The following is a 17,027-nucleotide window of genomic DNA, read 5'->3' as shown; positions in this document are numbered from 1 at the left end:
AGGTCTCCGTGCCCCTCGCCCTGTTCGCCCTGGCTCTCGGAGCTTTCGGCATCGGGATGACCGAATTTGTGATCATGGGGCTGCTCCCCGAGGTCGCCGCCGACTTCGGGGTCTCCATACCGACCGCCGGCTTCCTGGTCACCGGGTACGCGCTGGGGGTGGTCGTGGGGGCGCCCCTGATGGCACTCCTCGGCGCCCGGCTGCCCCGGCGCCGCATGCTCATGCTGCTCATGGCGCTCTTCATCGTGGGCAATCTGCTCTCGGCGCTGGCTCCCGGGTACGAGGTGATGCTCGCGGGGCGGATCGTCGCCTCGCTCAACCACGGCGCGTTCTTCGGCATCGGCTCGGTCGTCGCGGCGGGGCTGGTCGCGCCGGAGAAGCGGGCCGGTGCCATCGCGCTGATGTTCACCGGGCTGACCCTCGCCAATGTCATCGGCGTGCCGCTCGGCACCTTCGTCGGACAGACCGCGGGCTGGCGGGTCACCTTCCTGGCGGTGGCGGCCCTCGGTGTGCTCGGACTGCTGGGGGTGGCCCGGCTGGTGCCCGAGCTGCCCCGGCCGGAAGGGGTGCGGCTCCGCCATGAACTGGCCGCCCTGCGCGATGTCCAGGTGCTGCTCGCCATGGCCATGACCGTGCTCGGCTTCGGCGGTGTCTTCGCCGCCCTCACCTACATCGCCCCGATGATGACCGATGTCACGGGGTACGCCGACACCTCCGTCACCTGGCTGCTGGTCCTCTTCGGCCTCGGCATGATGGCCGGGAACCTCATCGGGGGCCGGTACGCGGATCGCGCGCTGATGCCCCTGCTGCTGATCTCCCTGGCGGGGCTCGCCCTGGTGCTGGGCCTGTTCACCCTCACCGCCCAGGACAAGGCCGCCGCGGCGGTGACCGTCACCCTGATCGGCGGGCTCGGTTTCGCGACCGTACCGCCGCTCCAGAAGCGGGTGCTCGACCGTGCCGCGGGCGCCCCCACCCTGGCCTCCGCCGTCAATATCGGGGCCTTCAACCTGGGCAACGCGCTCGCCGCCTGGCTGGGCGGTCTGGTGATCGCGGCGGGCTGGGGTTACACCGCGCCCAACTGGGTCGGCGCCCTGCTGGCCACCGCCGCGCTGGGGCTCGCGCTCCTCGCCCGGCTGCTGGAGCGGCGGGAGCGGGCCGTGGTGGCGGTCGGTGGCCCGGCTGCAACCCCGAGCCCGGCGCCGGCGGGCCGCCTCGGCTGACCCGGGCCGAGGGACCGCCCGGGGCACCGCCCGGGGTCAGCGCGGCGGCGGGGGCGGAGGATGGACAGGGGCGGGCCCGCACCGGGCCCGCCCCTGCCGCCGGTTCAGGAAGTGGCCGAGGCCGCCTGGATCAGCTCGGTGATCTGTCCCAGGAGCGGTACGGAGGCCAGGCCCGAGGGCGCGGACTGCGCCTGCGGTGCGGCGGCCGGCTGCCCCAGCAGCGGGAAGGAGCCGAGCCCCGCCGGTGAGTTCTGGGCCGGTGCGGCGGGCGAGAGTTGTCCGAGGAGGGAGTCGAGTCCGGCGGGTGAGTTCTGGGTGGGGGAGGCGGGGGAGAGCTGGCCGAGGAGGGCGTCCAGGCCGGCCGGTGCGGACTGGCTGGGGGAGGCCGGAGCCGACTGTCCGAGGAGGCCGCCCAGCTGGGAGAGGGAGGAGAGGTCCGACGGCGAGGCCGGGGCGGCGCCCGTGGGCGACCCGCCATCGGTCACGCCGGCCAGGGCCGCGGCGAGGGCGTCCTGGGAGCCCGGCAGGTCCGTGGCGGTCTGGGGCGCCGCCGCCCCGGTCGCCCCCGTCGCCCGGCCGATCGCGTCGAGGACCAGCCGGGCCACCTCGCCCCGGTAGTCGGCGAGGGCGTCGTCCGTGCTGTCCGTCCGGCCGGGCGCGGCGTCCGGCTGCCCACCGGTCGGGATCCCCGCCGCTCCCGCCAGGTCCGCCAGGTCCGTCGTATCCGACGCGGTCGACGTACCGGCGCTCTGGACCGCCGCGATATGGGCGAGCAGTTCCCGGACATGGGCCGGTACGACATCGTCGGCGGCGGCGACCGCCGTCGCGGCCCGCCCGGACCCGGTGTCCGGCGGGAGGGCGGAGGCGGCGGCGACCGCGGGACCGGTCACCCCGAGGACGACCGTGGCGCAGAGCGCGGAGGGCACCAGCGCCCGGGAAAGCGGTGCTGCGAAACGCATGGGTGGAGCTCCTTCGGAAGGGTGCGGACTCGCCCTCACGGTGTGGACGACTCCTCACGTACGGCAACCGCACCCCGGCTCCCGCCCGCCCGCACCCGTCCGGGAACCCGGCCGTGACCAGCGGATTCCCCGGGAACTCCGGTCCTGGGTCCGGGTGCTGCATCCGTGCGCCCGGGTGCTGCGTCCGGGTGACGGTCCGCCCGGGTCCGCCCCCGGTCTCCTCAAGCGAAAAAGTGAGAATTCAACTGATTTGATTGTCCATAAAGAACAGATAAGCGCACACTGGAAGTGCGCTGATCCGCAGCGCGGTTCGGTCGGACGGACATCGTGCCGAAGGAGGCGAGTCGTATGGCCGGCGTCTCACACAGGGGGGATCTCGCGGGGCATCCCGACATCACCGAGATGCGGGACCGCTATGCCCGCGTGCTCGGCGGGCGCGATGTGGCGCTCGTCGACGGTCCGGTCTTCCTGGTCGGGCTCGCCTGCGCAGTGACCCCGTGGATCGTCCACTTCGCGAGCACACAGCCCGCGCTGGCGACCCACAATCTGATCATGGGCATCGCGATCGTGGTGCTCGCCCTGGGCTTCACCGTCACTCCCGAACGGATGTACGGGCTGAGCTGGGCCATGTGCGCGATGGGTGCCTGGCTGGTCATCGCGCCCTGGATCGTGGGGAGCAACCCGGACGCGGGTGTCATCTGGACCAACGCCGTGCTGGGCGGCCTGACCTTTGTGCTGGGGCTGGTCTGCACCGCCGTGGCCATGCGCAGCGGGCGCGGACGCCATGGCGCCGGATGACCGGATGGCCGGAAGCGGCACCACGCACCGCACGGGCCGTCCCGTACCCCGGGACGGCCCGTGCCATGCGTGAGGGCCGGGTGTGAGGGCCGGGCCGCCCCCGGTGGGCGCGCCCGACGCGGGGTCAGGAGTCGCTCAGCAGCCAGTTCCGGGGGGAGCGGAGCCGGGCCGAGCTGAGCAGGGCGTGGATGCGCTCCCCGGCCTCGTCCGCGTCCTCGACCGGGTGCGGGAAGGCCAGCCGCGCGTCCTCGTGGCCGCTGTCGTGCTCCAGTCGCAGGGTGATCCCGTAGCGGTCGATGGCGAGCGGCAGCACCCGCCGTACCCCGGGCGTGGTGCGGGGTTTGAGCAGCCGCAGCAGCAGGCCCACCACATCGGCGTGGTCGTCGACGAGATGGGTGAGCATGCCCGCCTCGCACACGGCCAGCGGATCGGTCTCCGCGGCCATCAGCTCCTCCAGCTCGACGGTGATGGTCCGCCGGTCCGCCGTCTCCAGGACGGCGTGGGAGAACTCCATGCAGCGGCTGCCCTCGGGCACGGCGTGTCCGGGCGGCTCCAGGAGCCACCCGGAGAGGGAGAGCCGGGCCCGGATCCGGTCGCGCACCGGGGTGGGGGCGACATCCGTGAACTCCAGGGTCGCGCGGACGGTGGAGTCGTCCGGGTCCGGCGCCGCGTCCCACTCCCGGTCCGGGGCGGGGTGGAGATGGACTCTCTCGGGGCCTCCGGTGCCGTCCAGACGGGAGACCTCGGTCCGCCCCTCGTCGGTGACCACGGTCATCGAGTCGGCCGCCGTGAGGATGGACCGTACGCGCTCGGCGCTGCACGGCTCTGCGGGCGGGGTGTTGAACAGACGGCGCATCCGGGGTCTCCACATCTCCGCGCGACGGCGCAACTCACGCCCGTGCACTTAGGTATGCCTAACCTAAGCCCCGATGGGGTCGATCGCCAAGCCCGAAGCTGTCTTCGGTGCGCCCCCGTCCCACGTCCGGACTCCGTCTTCCCGCCCCCGCGCGCCCCCGTGCGGCGGTCCGGTACGGGTGGTACGGGCAGTACGGGTGGTACGGGCGGTGCGGATCGGATCAGTCCGGTCCGTCGCGTCGGTCCAGCGGGCGTACCGTCACGGGCAGACCCGGTGCCTGATGGGCGCCGCTCGCCACCATCCGCACCTCGCCGTGTTCGGTGATCTCCGCGCGGACGATGCCGGTCTCGTCCTCGTACACGGGATGTCCGCCCGCTCCGCTCCGCTCGGTGCGGGTGACGACGACGGTGTCGTCCTCCGCGCCGGAGACCGTGAAGACCAGTTCGTACCGCTCCGCGTACCCCATGCGCCCTCCTGCGCGGACCTCCGGCACGGGCCGCCCCGGGTGAGCGGTCCGTCCGCTCCCGCACCTGTGCGCACGGTCCCTCCCCATCGTGACCCAGACGCGATGCGCGCGCCTGGGGAGTGCCCGGCGGGCCCGCTCGGGGCCGGGCCCGCTGTGCCTCGTCCCCGCCCCCGGGGCCGGGTTCACCATGCCTCGTCCTCGGCCCCGGCCGTGCTCCGCCCGGCCCGCAGCCGCAGCGCCGACAGCGGGAAGATCAGGACCGACAGCATCGCCGCCCCCACCAGCGCCGCCGCCTCGCCCGACCCGATGACCCCCTCGCCGCGCCCGATCGTGGTGATCGCCACCACCAGCGGCAGACAGGTGGCGCAGTAGAGCGTCAGCGCCCCCCGGTCGGCGCGGCCGAGGTCGCGCGGGGCCAGCAGATACACCGGCCCGCCCCGCACCACCAGGAAGAGCAGCAGGAAGAGGGGGAGCAGCAGCAGTTCCCGCCCGCCGTCGAGCAGGGCCCGCAGATCGAACTCGATCCCGGTCACCACGAAGAAGACGGGGACGAGGAAGCCGAACCCCATGGCCTCGACCTTGCCCAGGATCTCGGCGCTGTCGCCGGGGGCGGCACCGGCGAGGACCAGCCGGGTGAGGACTCCGGCGGCGAACGCCCCGAGCAGTGTGTCGAGACCGAAGGCCGCCGCCAGGGCCAGCATCGACACCAGCAGCAGCATCACCCAGCGCACCGCGAACTGCGCGCTGCTGTGCAGGGTCTCCGCGACCACCCGGGAGAACCACGGGGGCCGGGGCCGTGCCGCCCACACCACCGCGAGCGCCGTCACCACCGCGAAGGCGACCAGCAGCACCGCCGCCTGGGCCGGCGCCCGCCCGCTCAGCAGGAGCGCCATGGCGATGATGGGGCCGAACTCGCCGACGGCGCCGAAGGCCAGCATCACCGTGCCGAACCGTCCGCGCAGATCGCCGCTGTCCCGCAGGATCGGCAGGACGGTCCCCAGCGCGGTACTGGTGAGGGCGGTGCCGATGACCACGGCGGCGTCCCGGGGGGCCAGGGTGGCCGCGGCCCCGAGCCCCAGCGCCAGGGCGGCCAGCCAGGCCCCGGCCGCCCGGCGCAGGACCGTCCCCCCGACGGCGGTGAAGTCGATCTCGTACCCGGCGAGGAAGATGAGCATCGCCAGGCCCAGCCGGGAGAGGGTGTCGATGACCGTGTCGGTGTGCGCCCAGCCCAGGACGTCCGGTCCGACGGCGATGCCCAGCGCGATCTCGAAGATCACCAGCGGGACGCGGATCCAGCGCCCGGCGGCATGGGCCAGCAGCGGGGCGAGCACGGCGACGGCCATGATCAGGAGAAGGGTTCCCGGGTGGGCCATGCGCCGTGTCTACCGCACCCGGTGTCAGCCGGCGGGCTCCTCCAGGCGGCGCAGCCGCTCGGTGTCATCCGTCCGGGGGCAGGTGGAGCACGCCTCGGCCGGGCGGATGGCGTAAAAGAGACAGCAGCCCATGCGGGTACGGGTGGGGTACGAGTCCCCCTCGCGCCCCGTCAGCCTGCGGAAGGCGGCGCCGCCGGGGTACGGGCCCACGGCGCCCGGCAGCAGGGCCTCGGCCTCCCGTACCGCCCGCTCCTCGTCGCCCAGCATCCGTCCCAGGTACCAGATCCCGGAGACCAGGTCGTCGGTGACCATGCCCCACAGCGCCCTCGGGCCCCGGCGTACCCGGGGGCCGATCGCGGCCAGCAGGGGCCGGACATGGTCGGCGACGGCGGCGCGCAGGGTGTCCCGCAGCGACTCCTCGCCGGAGACCACCCGTACCCCCGGGAGTCCGGCCGCCGGGTCGTCGGGCAGACAGGAGAAGGCGCCGGGCACCACCGCGCAGCGGTCGCCCGCCCGGCTGATCCGCACCTGTGCGGGCAGCAGCCGGGGGACCCGGCGTTCCAGGTACCAGGGTCCGCTGATCAGCAGGGCGGAGGACCAGAGGAAGCCGTGCAGGGCCCTGGACGCGACCACATCGGGGCGGGCCGTGAGGGCGTACCGCTCCCGGATGCGGCGGTCCTCCCCGTCCAGGAAGGCGTCGAGCAGGTCGGTACGGGCGGCCAGTTCCGCTCCGTCGATCCACCCCTGGGCCGTGGCGGTACACGGTTCGGCGATCTCCAGCGGCAGGGCCTCGCACACACCGGCGAGCCGGCGGTACGCGGAGGCGATCAGGGTGGAGCAGCTGAGGGCAGCTCCGGCAGGTGCGAGCGCCGGGGCCAGGGTCACGGGAACTCCTCAGGGAGGGGGAAGCGCGGTGCCCGGTGGCCCCGTCGACAGCGTGAGCGGTCGTCAGGAGTGCCGGGCGGGCAGGGTGGGAAGGAACGGGCAGCGGTGGCTGCCGAGACACAGGGGGACCAGAGTCCGGTCGAGGACACCAGGACCGTAACGCGTGAAGGTAAGGCTCACCTTAACCACATGATCGGATAGGAACACCAACGGGGCTCATGGTGCGGCGAATTGGCTTTCTTAGGGATGCCTAACCTAAGCTCCGCCGTGGCTGATCCCCCGTGACCGGTCCGCCGCGACCTGGGAGTTCACCCCGGGGGCGCGGTCGGGGCCGCCCGCAGTGGCCCTGTAGCTTTCCTGCCTGTCCCCCTGCCCGGCGAATGTGCGCGCGGAAGTATTTCACCCATGCAGATGTATGTGCTCGCCCACAACCCCACCGACTCGGTCACCGAAGGGTTCCTTCCGGCCGCGGATCGGCTGGGACTCGATGTCACCCTGCTGACCGATCAGCCCGGCGCACACCGGGACCGCTACCGCGAGAGACATCCCGGCGTCGAGATCCTCGACTGCGACGTACGCGACTTCCACGCCGTCATCAGCAGGATCTCCGGCCACCGCCGCCCGGACGCCGTCTTCAGCAACAGCGACCACCTCCAGACCCAGACCGCGCTGGCCGCCGAGTGGTTCGGCCTCCCCGGCAAGAGCTGGCGGGCGGCGCTCGCCGCCAAGGACAAGGCCCAGACCCGCCGACTGCTCACCGCCGACGCCGTGCGCTCCCTCGAACTGGCCGCCCGCCAGGACCCCGCCGACCTCCTCGACTCCACCCTCCCCTTCCCCTGGGTCCTCAAGCCGCGCGAAGGAGTCGCCAGCGAGGACGTCATCTGGGTCGAGGGCCCCGACGACTACCTCCGGCACGCCGCCGCGATCCGCGCCCGCCGCCCCGGCGCCGCCCTGGTCGCCGAGGAGTACCTCCCGGGTGAGCTGCACACCCTGGAGACCCTCGGCGACGGCAGCCGGCTCCATGTCCTCGGCGGCTTCCACACCGAACTCTCCCCGCTCCCGTACTTCATCGAGGAGCGGATGGCCTTTGTGCCCGCCCTCCCCGAACCCGTCGTCACCCAGGTCCTCGAAGCGCTCACCGCCCTCGGCGCCGGATTCGGCGCCTGCCACACCGAATTCGTCGTCCACGCGGGACGCGCCCGGATCATCGAGGTCAACTACCGGGCCATCGGCGACCAGTGCGACCTGCTGCTCGCCGAACTCCTCGGCATACCGCTCTTCGAGCACATCCTCCGCACCCACCTCGGTGAACCGCTCCCCGACAGCCTCGGCCTGCGCCACGACCGCGCCGCCCGGCTCGCCTATCCGCTCGCCGAGCGGGCGGGCACCCTCACCGCGGCGCCCGGCCCCGCCGACCTCACCATCGACGGCGTCCGGCTGACCTACCGTCCCGCCCGCGAGATCGGTGAGCGCCATGAGCTGTACGGCACCAACCGCGACTTCCTGGGCATCGTCCGCGCCATCGGCCCCGGCCGGGAGCGCGTCGACCGGGTCGTGGACGAGTTCACCGCCGGACTGAGCTGGGAGATCACTCCGTGATCCAGAACCCTGAGGCCGCCCCCGGGGCCACGGTCCCGACCCCCACTGCCCCCGGGACCACCGCCACCGCCCTGGAGCCTGCGGCCCCCGGGGCCACCGCTCCCGAGGGCGCCGGCGACCCCGACGAGCGCCGGCTGCTCCTCGCCGTCCTGGACGCCCTGCTCCGCGAGGACGTCGCCGGACTGCGCACCCGTACCACCCCCGAGGAACACCCCGACGGCCGCTGGCTCCGGCTGGACGACGGCGCCCACGACGCCTGGCTGCTCCCCGTACACCCCGCCGAACCCGGCTTCCAGAGCGCCGTCGAGACCCGGCTGCCGCTGCTGCGCCGCGCCTCCGACGGCCGGGAGCTCACCACCGCCGACGCCGTCCTCACCGCGCTCGCCGCCCTCGCCGACCCCCGCGACCGGGACGGCTTCACCGCCTTCGCCGACGAGCACCGCCACGCGCTCGCCGCCGCCCGCCTCCACACCGCCACCCGGCAGGCCGTCACCGACGACCTCACCAGCCGCTACGGTCCCCGGCCCGAGGAGTGGACCGGACCCGCCGCCGCCCTCGCCTTCGACACCCTCGCCGCCCGCACCGACCACCCCGTCCACCCCACCGGACGCGCCCGGATCGGCCTCGGCGAGAAGGAACTGCGCGCCTGCGCACCGGAGTTCCACCCCCGGATCACCCTCCGCAGACTGCTGCTCCCCCTGGACCGGGTCACCGTCCACGGCACCCCACCCCCGCTGCCCTGGACCGACGGCGACCGGATCGCCCTCCCCGTCCACCCGCTCACCGCCGCCGGACCCCTCGCCGCCGTACTCGCCGCCACCGGCCTCGACCGCCACGCCGAACTCGACGGCGAACCCTACGCCGAAGCCGTCCCCACCCTCTCCCTCCGGACCGTCGCCCTCACCGCCGACCCCACCGTCCACCTCAAACTGCCCCTCGCCACCGCGACCCTGGGCCGCCTCAACCGGCGCACCATCAAGCCCGGCACCCTGATCGACGGCACCGCCGGACAACGGCTCCTGGAACGGGTCATCGCCCGCGAGCCCCGCTTCCGCGACACCGTGCTCCACGCCGACGAGACCCGCTGGGCCCACGCCGGCCATGAACTCCTCGCCGTTCTCGTCCGCACCCTGCCGCCCGGTCTCGACCGGACCACCATCGTGCCCCTCGCCGCCCTGCTCGCCCCCGGCCCCGGCGAACGGCTCCTCCTCGACCACCTCGCCGACCGCTTCTACGGCGGCGACCCGCTCGCCCTCCTCGACGCCCTCCTCACCCTCCTCTTCGACTGGCAGACCACCCTCTTCGGCCATGGCATCGCCCTGGAGTCCCACCAGCAGAACATCTCCCTGCTGCTGGACACGGACCACGGCCCCACCCGGCTGCGGCTGCTCCTCAAGGACAACGACGGACCCCGCGTCCACGCCGCCCGGACGGCGGCGGGCCTCGGACAGGATCCGGCCGACTTCGCCGACCCCCGCATCACCGTCGACAACGACGGCCCGATACTCGACCTGTTCACCACCATCACGGTCCACCTCTGCGCGGGCGCCTACGCCTTCGGGCTCGCCCGCCGGGGACACGCGCCGCTGGAACGACTGCTCACCCTGGTACGCGACCGGCTCACCGAAGCCGTCGACCGCCTGGAGACCCCGCGGGCGGACCTGCTGCGCGCCCATGTCCTCCACGCCCCCCACCTGCCCGTCAAGGCCATGGTCACGGCGGGCACACTGCTCGCCAAGGAGCGATCAGGGGCGGCGGACATCAACAAGCACTACACCACCGGCCCCAACTATCTGACCTGGGGAAGGGCAACCCGATGACCAGTACCACCCCCGACCGCGCCGCCGCCTGGGCGGGCCCGCCGTCCCGGCTGCCGACCCCCGACGAAGCCGTCGCCCACACCCTCCTCAACTGTCTGCTGCGGGAGGTCTCCGCCCCCGAGCACCAGACCGCCGTCAGCGACGGCCATCTGCTGCTGCGCCTGCCCCGCCGCGGTGTCCTGCTGCGGGTCGCGCTCCGCCGCACCTCGCTGCTGGGCGCCCACCGCTTCACCGGACCCGTCGCCGAACAGGGCGCCGACGGCTGGGCCGAGGTCGACTGGCGCCGCCTCGCCGCCCACACCCACGCCGAACTCTCCCAGCGCACCGGCGCCCGCAACGACGAGTTCCTGCCCCAGGTCGCCGCCAGCCACCGCGGCGTCACCGCCGCCCTCGCCGCCCACGCCCGGCCCGCCGACGAACCCGCCGACCCGCTCGGCGCCTATCTCGCCTCCGAACAGTCCCTCGTCCTCGGCCACCGCTTCCACCCCACCCCCAAGGCCCATGGCTCCGACCCCGACACCTGGTCCGCCTACGCGCCCGAGGCCCGCGCCGCCTTCCCGCTGCGCCATCTCGCCGTACGGGACCATCTGATCGCCGAGGAGAGCGCCGTCCCCGGCGCCACCGCGCCCCTGGACCGGCTGGGGCCCGTACCCCCCGGATACCGGCTGCTCCCCGCCCACCCCTGGCAGTACGAGCAGCTGCGCACCGCACCCGCCCTCGCCGCCGCCCTCGACCGGGGCGACCTGCTCGACCTCGGCCCCGGCGACCGCCTCTTCACCCCCACCGCCTCCGTCCGCACCCTCTACGACGGCGACACCTTCCTGAAATTCAGCCTCAACGTCCGTATCACCAACTGTCTGCGGAAGAACGCCCACTACGAGCTGAGCGGAGCGGTCGCCCTCACCCGCGTCCTCGACCCCGTTCTCGCCGATCTCGCCGCCCGCTTCCCCGGCACCGGCATGCTCCGCGAACCCGCCTATCGCAGCCTCGCCCTCCCCGGCGCCGACGGCCGCCCCGACCGGGCCCTCCTCGAAGGCTTCGGCGTCATCGTCCGCGAAGGGCTCGGACCCCGGCTGCGGCCCGGTGTCACCCCCCTGCTCGCCGCCGCCGTCGCCGACGAGTACCCCACCGGACCCGGCCATGTCTCCCGGCTCACCGGCCGCGACCCCGACCGGATCCTGCGCTGGTGGCGCGGATACCTCGGACTTCTCGTCCCCCCGGTGCTCGCCGCCTACTTCGACCACGGCCTGGTCCTCGAACCCCACCTCCAGAACGTGATCGTCTGCGTCGGCGCCGACGGCACCCCCGAACAGCTGCTCTTCCGCGACCTGGAGGGCACCAAGCTCCTGCCCGACCACCATGAGCGCACCCTCGCCGCACTGCCCCCGGAGGTCGCGGGACCGCTCACCTACGACGCCCGGCGCGGCTGGGACCGGGTCGTCTACTGCCTCCTCGTCAACCACATCGCCGAACTCCTCGCCGCCCTCGCCGATCTCCACCCCCCGGCCGAGGCCGCCCTCTGGGCCGAGGTGCGCCGCACCGTCGAGGAGTACGCCGCGAGCGCGGGGAACCCGCCCCGGCTGCGGGCCCTGCTCGCGGGAGTGCCGCTGCCCGCCAAGGCCAATCTGCTCGCCCGCTGGGAACGGGCCGCCGACCGGGACGCCGGATATGTCCGGCTGCCGTCCCCGCTCGCCGAGGATGTGCTCACCCAGGCCCTTCGCGCCCACGCCCACTGGAGCCCCCGATGACCACCACCAGCGCCGTGCGCGACCACGTCCACGCCCTCGGCCCCGACCGGCTGCCCGCCTATGTCTACGACCTCGGCGCCCTGCGCGCCCACGCCGCCGCCGTCCGCGCCGCCCTCCCCGACCGGGTGGAGCTGTACTACGCCGCCAAGGCCAACCCCGAACCGGAGATCCTGGCCGCGCTCGCCCCCCATGTCGACGGCTACGAGGTCGCCTCCGGCGGCGAACTGGCCCATGTGGCGGCGGCCGTCCCCGGCCACCCGCTCGCCTTCGGCGGACCCGGCAAGACCCCGGCCGAACTCCGGGCCGCCCTCGACCTCGGCGTCCAGCGCTTCCATGTGGAGAGCGCCCATGAACTCACCGTCCTCGCCGATCTCGCCACCCGCTCGAAGACCCGCGCCGGGGTGCTGCTCCGCGTCAACCTCGACGTCCCCGGCACCGTGCTGGACGGCTCCGCCCTCACCATGGGCGGCCGCCCGGCCCCCTTCGGTATCGACCCGGCCGACGCCGACACCGTCCTGAGCGCCCTCACCGCCCGGGCGGGCGACCGGGAATCCCCCCTGGAGTTCCTCGGCGTCCACGCCCATCTCGCCAGCGGACTCGACGCCGACGCCCAACTCGCCGTCGCCGCCTCCGTCACCGCGTGGGCCGCCGAACTCACCGCCCGCCACGGCCTGCCGCTGCGCGAGGTCAATGTCGGGGGCGGCATGGCCGTCGACTACGCCCGCCCCGGCGAACGCTTCGACTGGGAGCGGTACGGGCGAGGGCTCGCCGAGATCGCCGACGCCCACCCCGACACCGTGCTGCGGATCGAGCCCGGCCGCGCCCTGACCGTCTACTGCGGCTGGTACGCCACCGACGTCCTCGATGTGAAGCGCAGCCATGGCGAGGACTTCGCCGTGCTGCGCGGCGGGACCCACCATCTGCGCACCCCCGCCACCAAGGGACACGACCAGCCCTGCACGGTCCTGCCCGCCGACGCCTGGCCGCACCCCTGGCCCCGCCCCACGACCCCCGGCACCGGGCCGGTCACCCTCGTCGGACAGCTGTGCACCCCGAAGGACCTCCTCGCCCGCTCCGTCCCGCTCTCCGCGCCGCTGCGCGCCGGGGACAGGGTGGTCTTCGCCCTGGCCGGTGCCTACGCCTGGAACATCTCCCACCATGACTTCCTGATGCACCCCCGGCCCGGCTTCCACTTCCTCACCGAAGCCGCAGCCGCAGCCGAGACCGCAGCCGCAGTCGAGACCGATACCGGCACCGGCCCGGATGGCATCGGCCCGGACGGCACCCCGGGTGATCCGGCCGCGACACAGGCGGGCAAAGGCGGGTAAGCCCGGCAAACAGGGCCGCCCCCCGCTATCGTCGTCGCCGACCGGACTCCCCGACCCGCGGCCCCGGGAAGGAGACCGGCGATGCAGCCCACCCCCGGGACCGCGCTGACGACCGCCCTGACCGTACTGACCGTCACCACCGGCATGGTGGAGGCGGTCAGTTTCCTTGTCCTCGGCCCGGTCTTCACCGCCGTCCAGACCGGCAACCTCCTGCTGCTCGGCTTCGCCGTCGCCGGGGAGGGCGGCCTCTCCCCGGCGGCCTCCGTCGCCTCCCTCGGCGGCTTCACCGCGGGCGCGCTGCTCGGCGCCCGCCTCACCCGGGACGCGGACCGCCACGGCGTCCGCTGGTTCCCGCCGGCGCTGCTCACCGAGGCCGCGCTGCTCACCGCCGCCGCCCTGGTCGCCCGTGCGGTGGAGACGGGCGATCCGACCCGGACCGCCACCCACCACGCCGTCACCGCCATCGTCGGCACCGCCATGGGGCTGCGCAATGTCACCACCCTGCGCGCCCGGGTGCCCGACCTCTCCACGACCGTCGCCACCCGCTCCCTCACCGCCCTGTTCACCCTGCCCGCCCCGGGCGACCCCCACCCCACCGAGCCCTGGCGGATCCGCCACCGTCTCTTCGCCGTCGGCGCCATGTTCGCGGGCGGGCTGCTGGGCGCCGCCCTGCTGCACGCGACCGTCCCCCCGTACGCCGTCCTGCTCACGGTGGCCGCGGCGGTCCTGCTCACCGCTGCGGGGCACACCCTCGCCAACCGCCGCGCGGATAACCGGATGCGACCCCGCCGGGGCGGAGGCTAGCGTGCGGTGCCATGAAGGAACGCCCGAACGGTCCCGGTGCCCCCGACGACGACGCGATCCGTGCGGCCCTGCGCGCCTGGGACATCGACGCGCGGCCCCGGCATCTGCCGGTCGGCTTCGGTGACCACCACTGGAGCGCCACCGCCGCCGACGGCACCCGCTGGTTCGTCACGGTCTTCGATCTGACCCAGAAGGGCCACGCCGACCCGGACCCCGGCACCGTCCGGGAGGTGGTCGGCCGGGCCCTGGAGACCGCCCGCCTCCTCCGGGCGCGCGCCGGGCTCGACTTCGTCGTCGCTTCGCTGCCCGACCGGGACGGCGCCATCCTGCGCCCCCTCGGCGAGCGGTACGCCGTCGCGGTCTTCCCCTGGCTGGACGGCATAGCGGGGGAGTACGAACGGGAGGACGACCCGGCGGTCCGGCTGCGGACGGTGGAGATGCTCGCCGCCCTTCACCGCGCCCCCGTCCCAGCGGTGGCCCCCGTCCTGCCCGACGGTCCCGCGCGCCGTGCCGAGCTGCACCGGGCCATCGCCGACGCGGCCCGCCCCTGGAGCGGCGGTCCCTTCGCTGAACCGGCCAGGGAGGCGTTGGCCGACGTCCGGCTCGGAGAGTGGCTGGAGGAGTACGACCGCCGCTGCCGCGCGCTGCGCGAGCGGGGCGCCGCCCCGGTGCTCACCCATGGTGAGCCCCACCCGGGCAATGTCCTCCGGCAGGGCGACCGCTCCGTCCTCATCGACTGGGACACCGTCGCCGTGGCGTTCCCCGAGCGGGATCTGTGGCATGTCGCGCGGGAGCCCGCCGAGTTCGACCGCTACACGGAGCTGACGGGCCGTACGCCGGACGCCGCCGCGCTCGCCCTGTACGAGCTGCGCTGGGATCTGGAGGATCTGGCCGCCTATCTCGAATGGTTCCGCGGGCCGCACACCCGGAGCGCCGACACCGAGCTCGCCTGGGAGGGCTTCGCCCGCGCCGCACGGCGTCTCGCGGACGGCTGACCCCGGGGGTACGGCCCCGCGCCCCGCGCGGGGCCGTACGTCCGCCTCCGGTCGTATGAATGGCCCAACGCGCCCGCGTACCCGGCTCGTTGAATCCGACCAGGGTGAACCGGGCCGATTCCTGTGGGAATTCACCGTACGAGGGAATCGCTCCGGGCGCCCCGCGGATGTTCCGTACGCCCAATGCCGAATGCCCGGGCGCTCTTTCGGGTGACGATTCCCGCACGTTCCGTGTGCGCCGTGTTTCGGTGATCGGTAAACAGTTACCCCCGCAGTCGAACCCGACACCTTCGGTGACCGGAGTCACGTGCGGCTCCGTCAACACGGGAATACCGGGGGGCACCCTGCTTACGGGTGACAGCGGTTCCGGTCGGGGTGGGCACTCGGTGTCCGGAAACGGCTGCACTCGATGCCGGGGATAGGGTACCCGGCATGGGTAAACCGGACCTTTACTCGTACGATTGCGGTTGAGTGTGCCGACCCTGCCGGGCTTCCGGGGGCGGCCCGCGAAACGGGGCTTCCGCGTCCGCGCACCGGGCGCCGGCGGTGATCACCGAAAAGGGAACGCGGTATCACGCTGTGTTCATCATGCGAGGGGCAGTGTGAGCGAACATTGGTAACGAATGTGACCAGTGGGACTCCTGGGGCTGATGGTGACCGACATCACTCCCCTGATGGGTGCACGAAATTGACGCCTCAAGCGTCTTCATAAGTGCCGGGAAAGCGTCAACCACCCGTGTGTGCCGAGATGTTCACGGAGTGAATATGCGGCTGCGTGGATCGGTGGACTCCGGATCGGCAAGTAGTTTCTGCAATATGACGGTACGTGATGAATCGACTACATCAACTCGACGTATTGCCTCAGTGGCCACACCGTGGCCCCGGACAGTCCCGTGTGGGCAGGGAGAAAGCATGAAACCGTTCGCGTGGAACTACGCACGTCCGGCCGAGCTGGCGCCTGTGGTCGACCAGTACTCGTACGACGCAACCCTTCAGCTGAATGTGCTGCCCGACGGGCGGCCCGCCATCCTGGACCGGGCGTTGCTGGCTGCGGTCGGCACCACTACCTCCACGGCGGGATCCGCCACCCACTTCGACGACTGACCCCACACACACGATGACGGTACTGATCCTGACCTGCGAGCAGGACGTCACCGCCGACATGGTGGTGGCGCAGCTCCACAAACGGGGCGTCCCGCTCGTCAGGTTCGATCCGGGCGACCTCCCGGGCGAGGGCGCGCTCTCCGCGGAATATGTCCGCGGGGAATTCCGCGGGTATCTCTCGACCGGTGGGCGCGTGGTGAGCATGGACGGCCTGCGCTCCATCTGGGTGCGCAGGCCCAGCGAACCGGCGGCGCATGCCGCCGAGCCGTCCGCGTGGCTGACCGCCGAGAGCGGCCAGGCGCTGTACGGCATGCTGGACTGCACGGCGGCCCGCTGGATGAACGAGCGTGCCGCCGCCGCACGGGCACGGCTGAAACCCTGGCAGCTGCGGGTGGCGCACCGCAGCGGTTTCCCCGTGCCCGCGACGGTCGTCACGACCTATCCGCGGGTGGCCCGGCAGTTCGCCGATCAGTACCGGCATGTGGTGGTGAAGGCGATCTCGGGCAAGCCGCCGGACGACCCTCCGATGGCGCTGCCCACCACCCTTGTCCCGCCCGGTACCGACTTCGCCGAGGTCGCCGCCGGGCCCACCCTGCTCCAGCGGTACATCGCCAAGAAGGCGGACATCCGGCTCACCGCCGTGGGAGAGGAGATCTTCGCCGCGCGCAAGACGGCCGAGCCGGGCCAGGTGGACGGGAGGTTCGGCGACACCGGCCACCTCTGGCGGCCGGTCGAGGTGTCCCCCCGGGTCCAGCGGGCCGTCGACCGGTATCTGCGGCTGGCCGGCCTCGCCTACGGGGCGTTCGACTTCGCCGAGGACGGCGAGGGCACCTGGTGGTTCCTGGAGTGCAATCAGGGCGGCCAGTTCGGGTTCATCGAGCTGGAGACCGAACAGCCGATCGCGGACGCGGTCGCGGGCTGGCTCGGCGCGCCCGGGGAGCCGCTCTGACGGTCGCCGCGGCCCGCCGGGGCCGTGCCGCTCCCCGGTTCTCCCGGGGCCGGCGCGGATCCGGACGCCCTCCCCGGAGGGCGGAGATCGGATACCGGAGAGGGGTGGGCGGCTGTTTTCGGA

The 17,027-nt window shown here is 73.5% G+C and carries 15 protein-coding genes; 10 read left to right on the top strand and 5 right to left on the bottom strand.

Translation table 11 applies throughout. The features are described from left to right. Positions 1-8 precede the first annotated feature (8 nt). Complete coding sequence (locus ABT354_RS13110) at positions 9-1,220, top strand: MFS transporter (protein ID WP_351492751.1); 1,212 nt, start codon at positions 9-11, stop codon at positions 1,218-1,220. 104 nt (positions 1,221-1,324) lie between these two features. On the opposite strand, the gene ABT354_RS13105 is transcribed toward ABT354_RS13110, so the two are convergent. Further along, positions 1,325-2,179 (bottom strand): hypothetical protein, encoded by an 855-nt coding sequence (locus tag ABT354_RS13105; protein ID WP_351492748.1) that lies wholly within the window; start codon positions 2,177-2,179, stop codon positions 1,325-1,327. Between the two features lie 348 nt (positions 2,180-2,527). On the opposite strand from ABT354_RS13105, the gene ABT354_RS13100 reads away from it, so the two are divergent. Then, on the top strand, positions 2,528-2,977 hold the full coding sequence (locus ABT354_RS13100; protein WP_351492746.1) for an SPW repeat protein: 450 nt from the start codon (positions 2,528-2,530) through the stop codon (positions 2,975-2,977). A 124-nt stretch (positions 2,978-3,101) separates the two neighbouring features. Here ABT354_RS13100 and ABT354_RS13095 read toward each other — a convergent pair whose 3' ends face one another. The 4 genes from ABT354_RS13095 to ABT354_RS13080 all read right to left on the bottom strand — a co-directional run bounded on the left by ABT354_RS13095 (position 3,102) and on the right by ABT354_RS13080 (position 6,557). Beyond that, entirely contained in the window at positions 3,102-3,833 is a 732-nt protein-coding gene (locus tag ABT354_RS13095; RefSeq protein ID WP_351492744.1) for a DUF2470 domain-containing protein, read from the bottom strand. Between the two features lie 220 nt (positions 3,834-4,053). Beyond that, a complete protein-coding gene (locus ABT354_RS13090; protein WP_351492742.1) occupies positions 4,054-4,299 on the bottom strand; it encodes a DUF6296 family protein in 246 nt (81 codons plus the stop codon). A 182-nt stretch (positions 4,300-4,481) separates the two neighbouring features. After that, a complete protein-coding gene (locus tag ABT354_RS13085; RefSeq protein ID WP_351492740.1) occupies positions 4,482-5,672 on the bottom strand; it encodes a cation:proton antiporter in 1,191 nt (396 codons plus the stop codon). Positions 5,673-5,696: 24 nt separating this feature from the next. Then, positions 5,697-6,557: a (2Fe-2S)-binding protein gene (locus ABT354_RS13080; protein WP_351492738.1), complete on the bottom strand. Its 861-nt coding sequence runs from the start codon at positions 6,555-6,557 to the stop codon at positions 5,697-5,699. Between the two features lie 405 nt (positions 6,558-6,962). Between ABT354_RS13080 and ABT354_RS13075 the strand changes: the two genes are divergently transcribed. The 8 genes from ABT354_RS13075 to tgmB all read left to right on the top strand — a co-directional run bounded on the left by ABT354_RS13075 (position 6,963) and on the right by tgmB (position 16,904). Beyond that, complete coding sequence (locus tag ABT354_RS13075) at positions 6,963-8,156, top strand: ATP-grasp domain-containing protein (protein WP_351492736.1); 1,194 nt, start codon at positions 6,963-6,965, stop codon at positions 8,154-8,156. 71 nt (positions 8,157-8,227) lie between these two features. After that, a complete protein-coding gene (locus ABT354_RS13070; protein ID WP_502983407.1) occupies positions 8,228-9,976 on the top strand; it encodes an IucA/IucC family protein in 1,749 nt (582 codons plus the stop codon). After that, positions 9,973-11,724 carry an IucA/IucC family protein gene (locus tag ABT354_RS13065; RefSeq protein ID WP_351492734.1) on the top strand — a complete coding sequence of 584 codons (1,752 nt, stop codon included), beginning with the start codon at positions 9,973-9,975 and terminating at the stop codon, positions 11,722-11,724. Before ABT354_RS13070 ends, ABT354_RS13065 begins: the two co-directional genes overlap by 4 nt. Continuing rightward, the gene (locus tag ABT354_RS13060) at positions 11,721-13,052 is read left to right on the top strand and encodes a type III PLP-dependent enzyme (protein WP_351492732.1); all 1,332 of its coding nucleotides are present in this window, start codon (positions 11,721-11,723) and stop codon (positions 13,050-13,052) included. The genes ABT354_RS13065 and ABT354_RS13060 overlap by 4 nt, the downstream gene beginning before the upstream one ends. 81 nt (positions 13,053-13,133) lie before the next feature. After that, positions 13,134-13,856 carry a YoaK family protein gene (locus ABT354_RS13055; RefSeq protein WP_351492730.1) on the top strand — a complete coding sequence of 241 codons (723 nt, stop codon included), beginning with the start codon at positions 13,134-13,136 and terminating at the stop codon, positions 13,854-13,856. A gap of 11 nt (positions 13,857-13,867) precedes the next feature. Further along, the gene (locus ABT354_RS13050; RefSeq protein WP_351492728.1) at positions 13,868-14,851 is read left to right on the top strand and encodes a phosphotransferase enzyme family protein; all 984 of its coding nucleotides are present in this window, start codon (positions 13,868-13,870) and stop codon (positions 14,849-14,851) included. Between the two features lie 912 nt (positions 14,852-15,763). Beyond that, a complete protein-coding gene (gene tgmA, locus ABT354_RS13045; protein ID WP_351492726.1) occupies positions 15,764-15,955 on the top strand; it encodes a putative ATP-grasp-modified RiPP in 192 nt (63 codons plus the stop codon). A 13-nt stretch (positions 15,956-15,968) separates the two neighbouring features. Continuing rightward, positions 15,969-16,904, top strand: coding sequence for an ATP-grasp ribosomal peptide maturase (tgmB, locus tag ABT354_RS13040; protein WP_351492724.1), 936 nt, complete (start codon positions 15,969-15,971; stop codon positions 16,902-16,904). The last annotated feature ends 123 nt before the right edge of the window (positions 16,905-17,027 follow it).

Origin of the sequence: Streptomyces sp. NPDC000594 (assembly GCF_040299965.1) — a bacterium.
Taxonomy (GTDB): Bacteria; Actinomycetota; Actinomycetes; order Streptomycetales; family Streptomycetaceae; genus Streptomyces.
The sequence above is the reverse complement of the archived record's forward strand: the minus strand, read 5'-3'. Positions and strand labels throughout refer to the sequence as shown.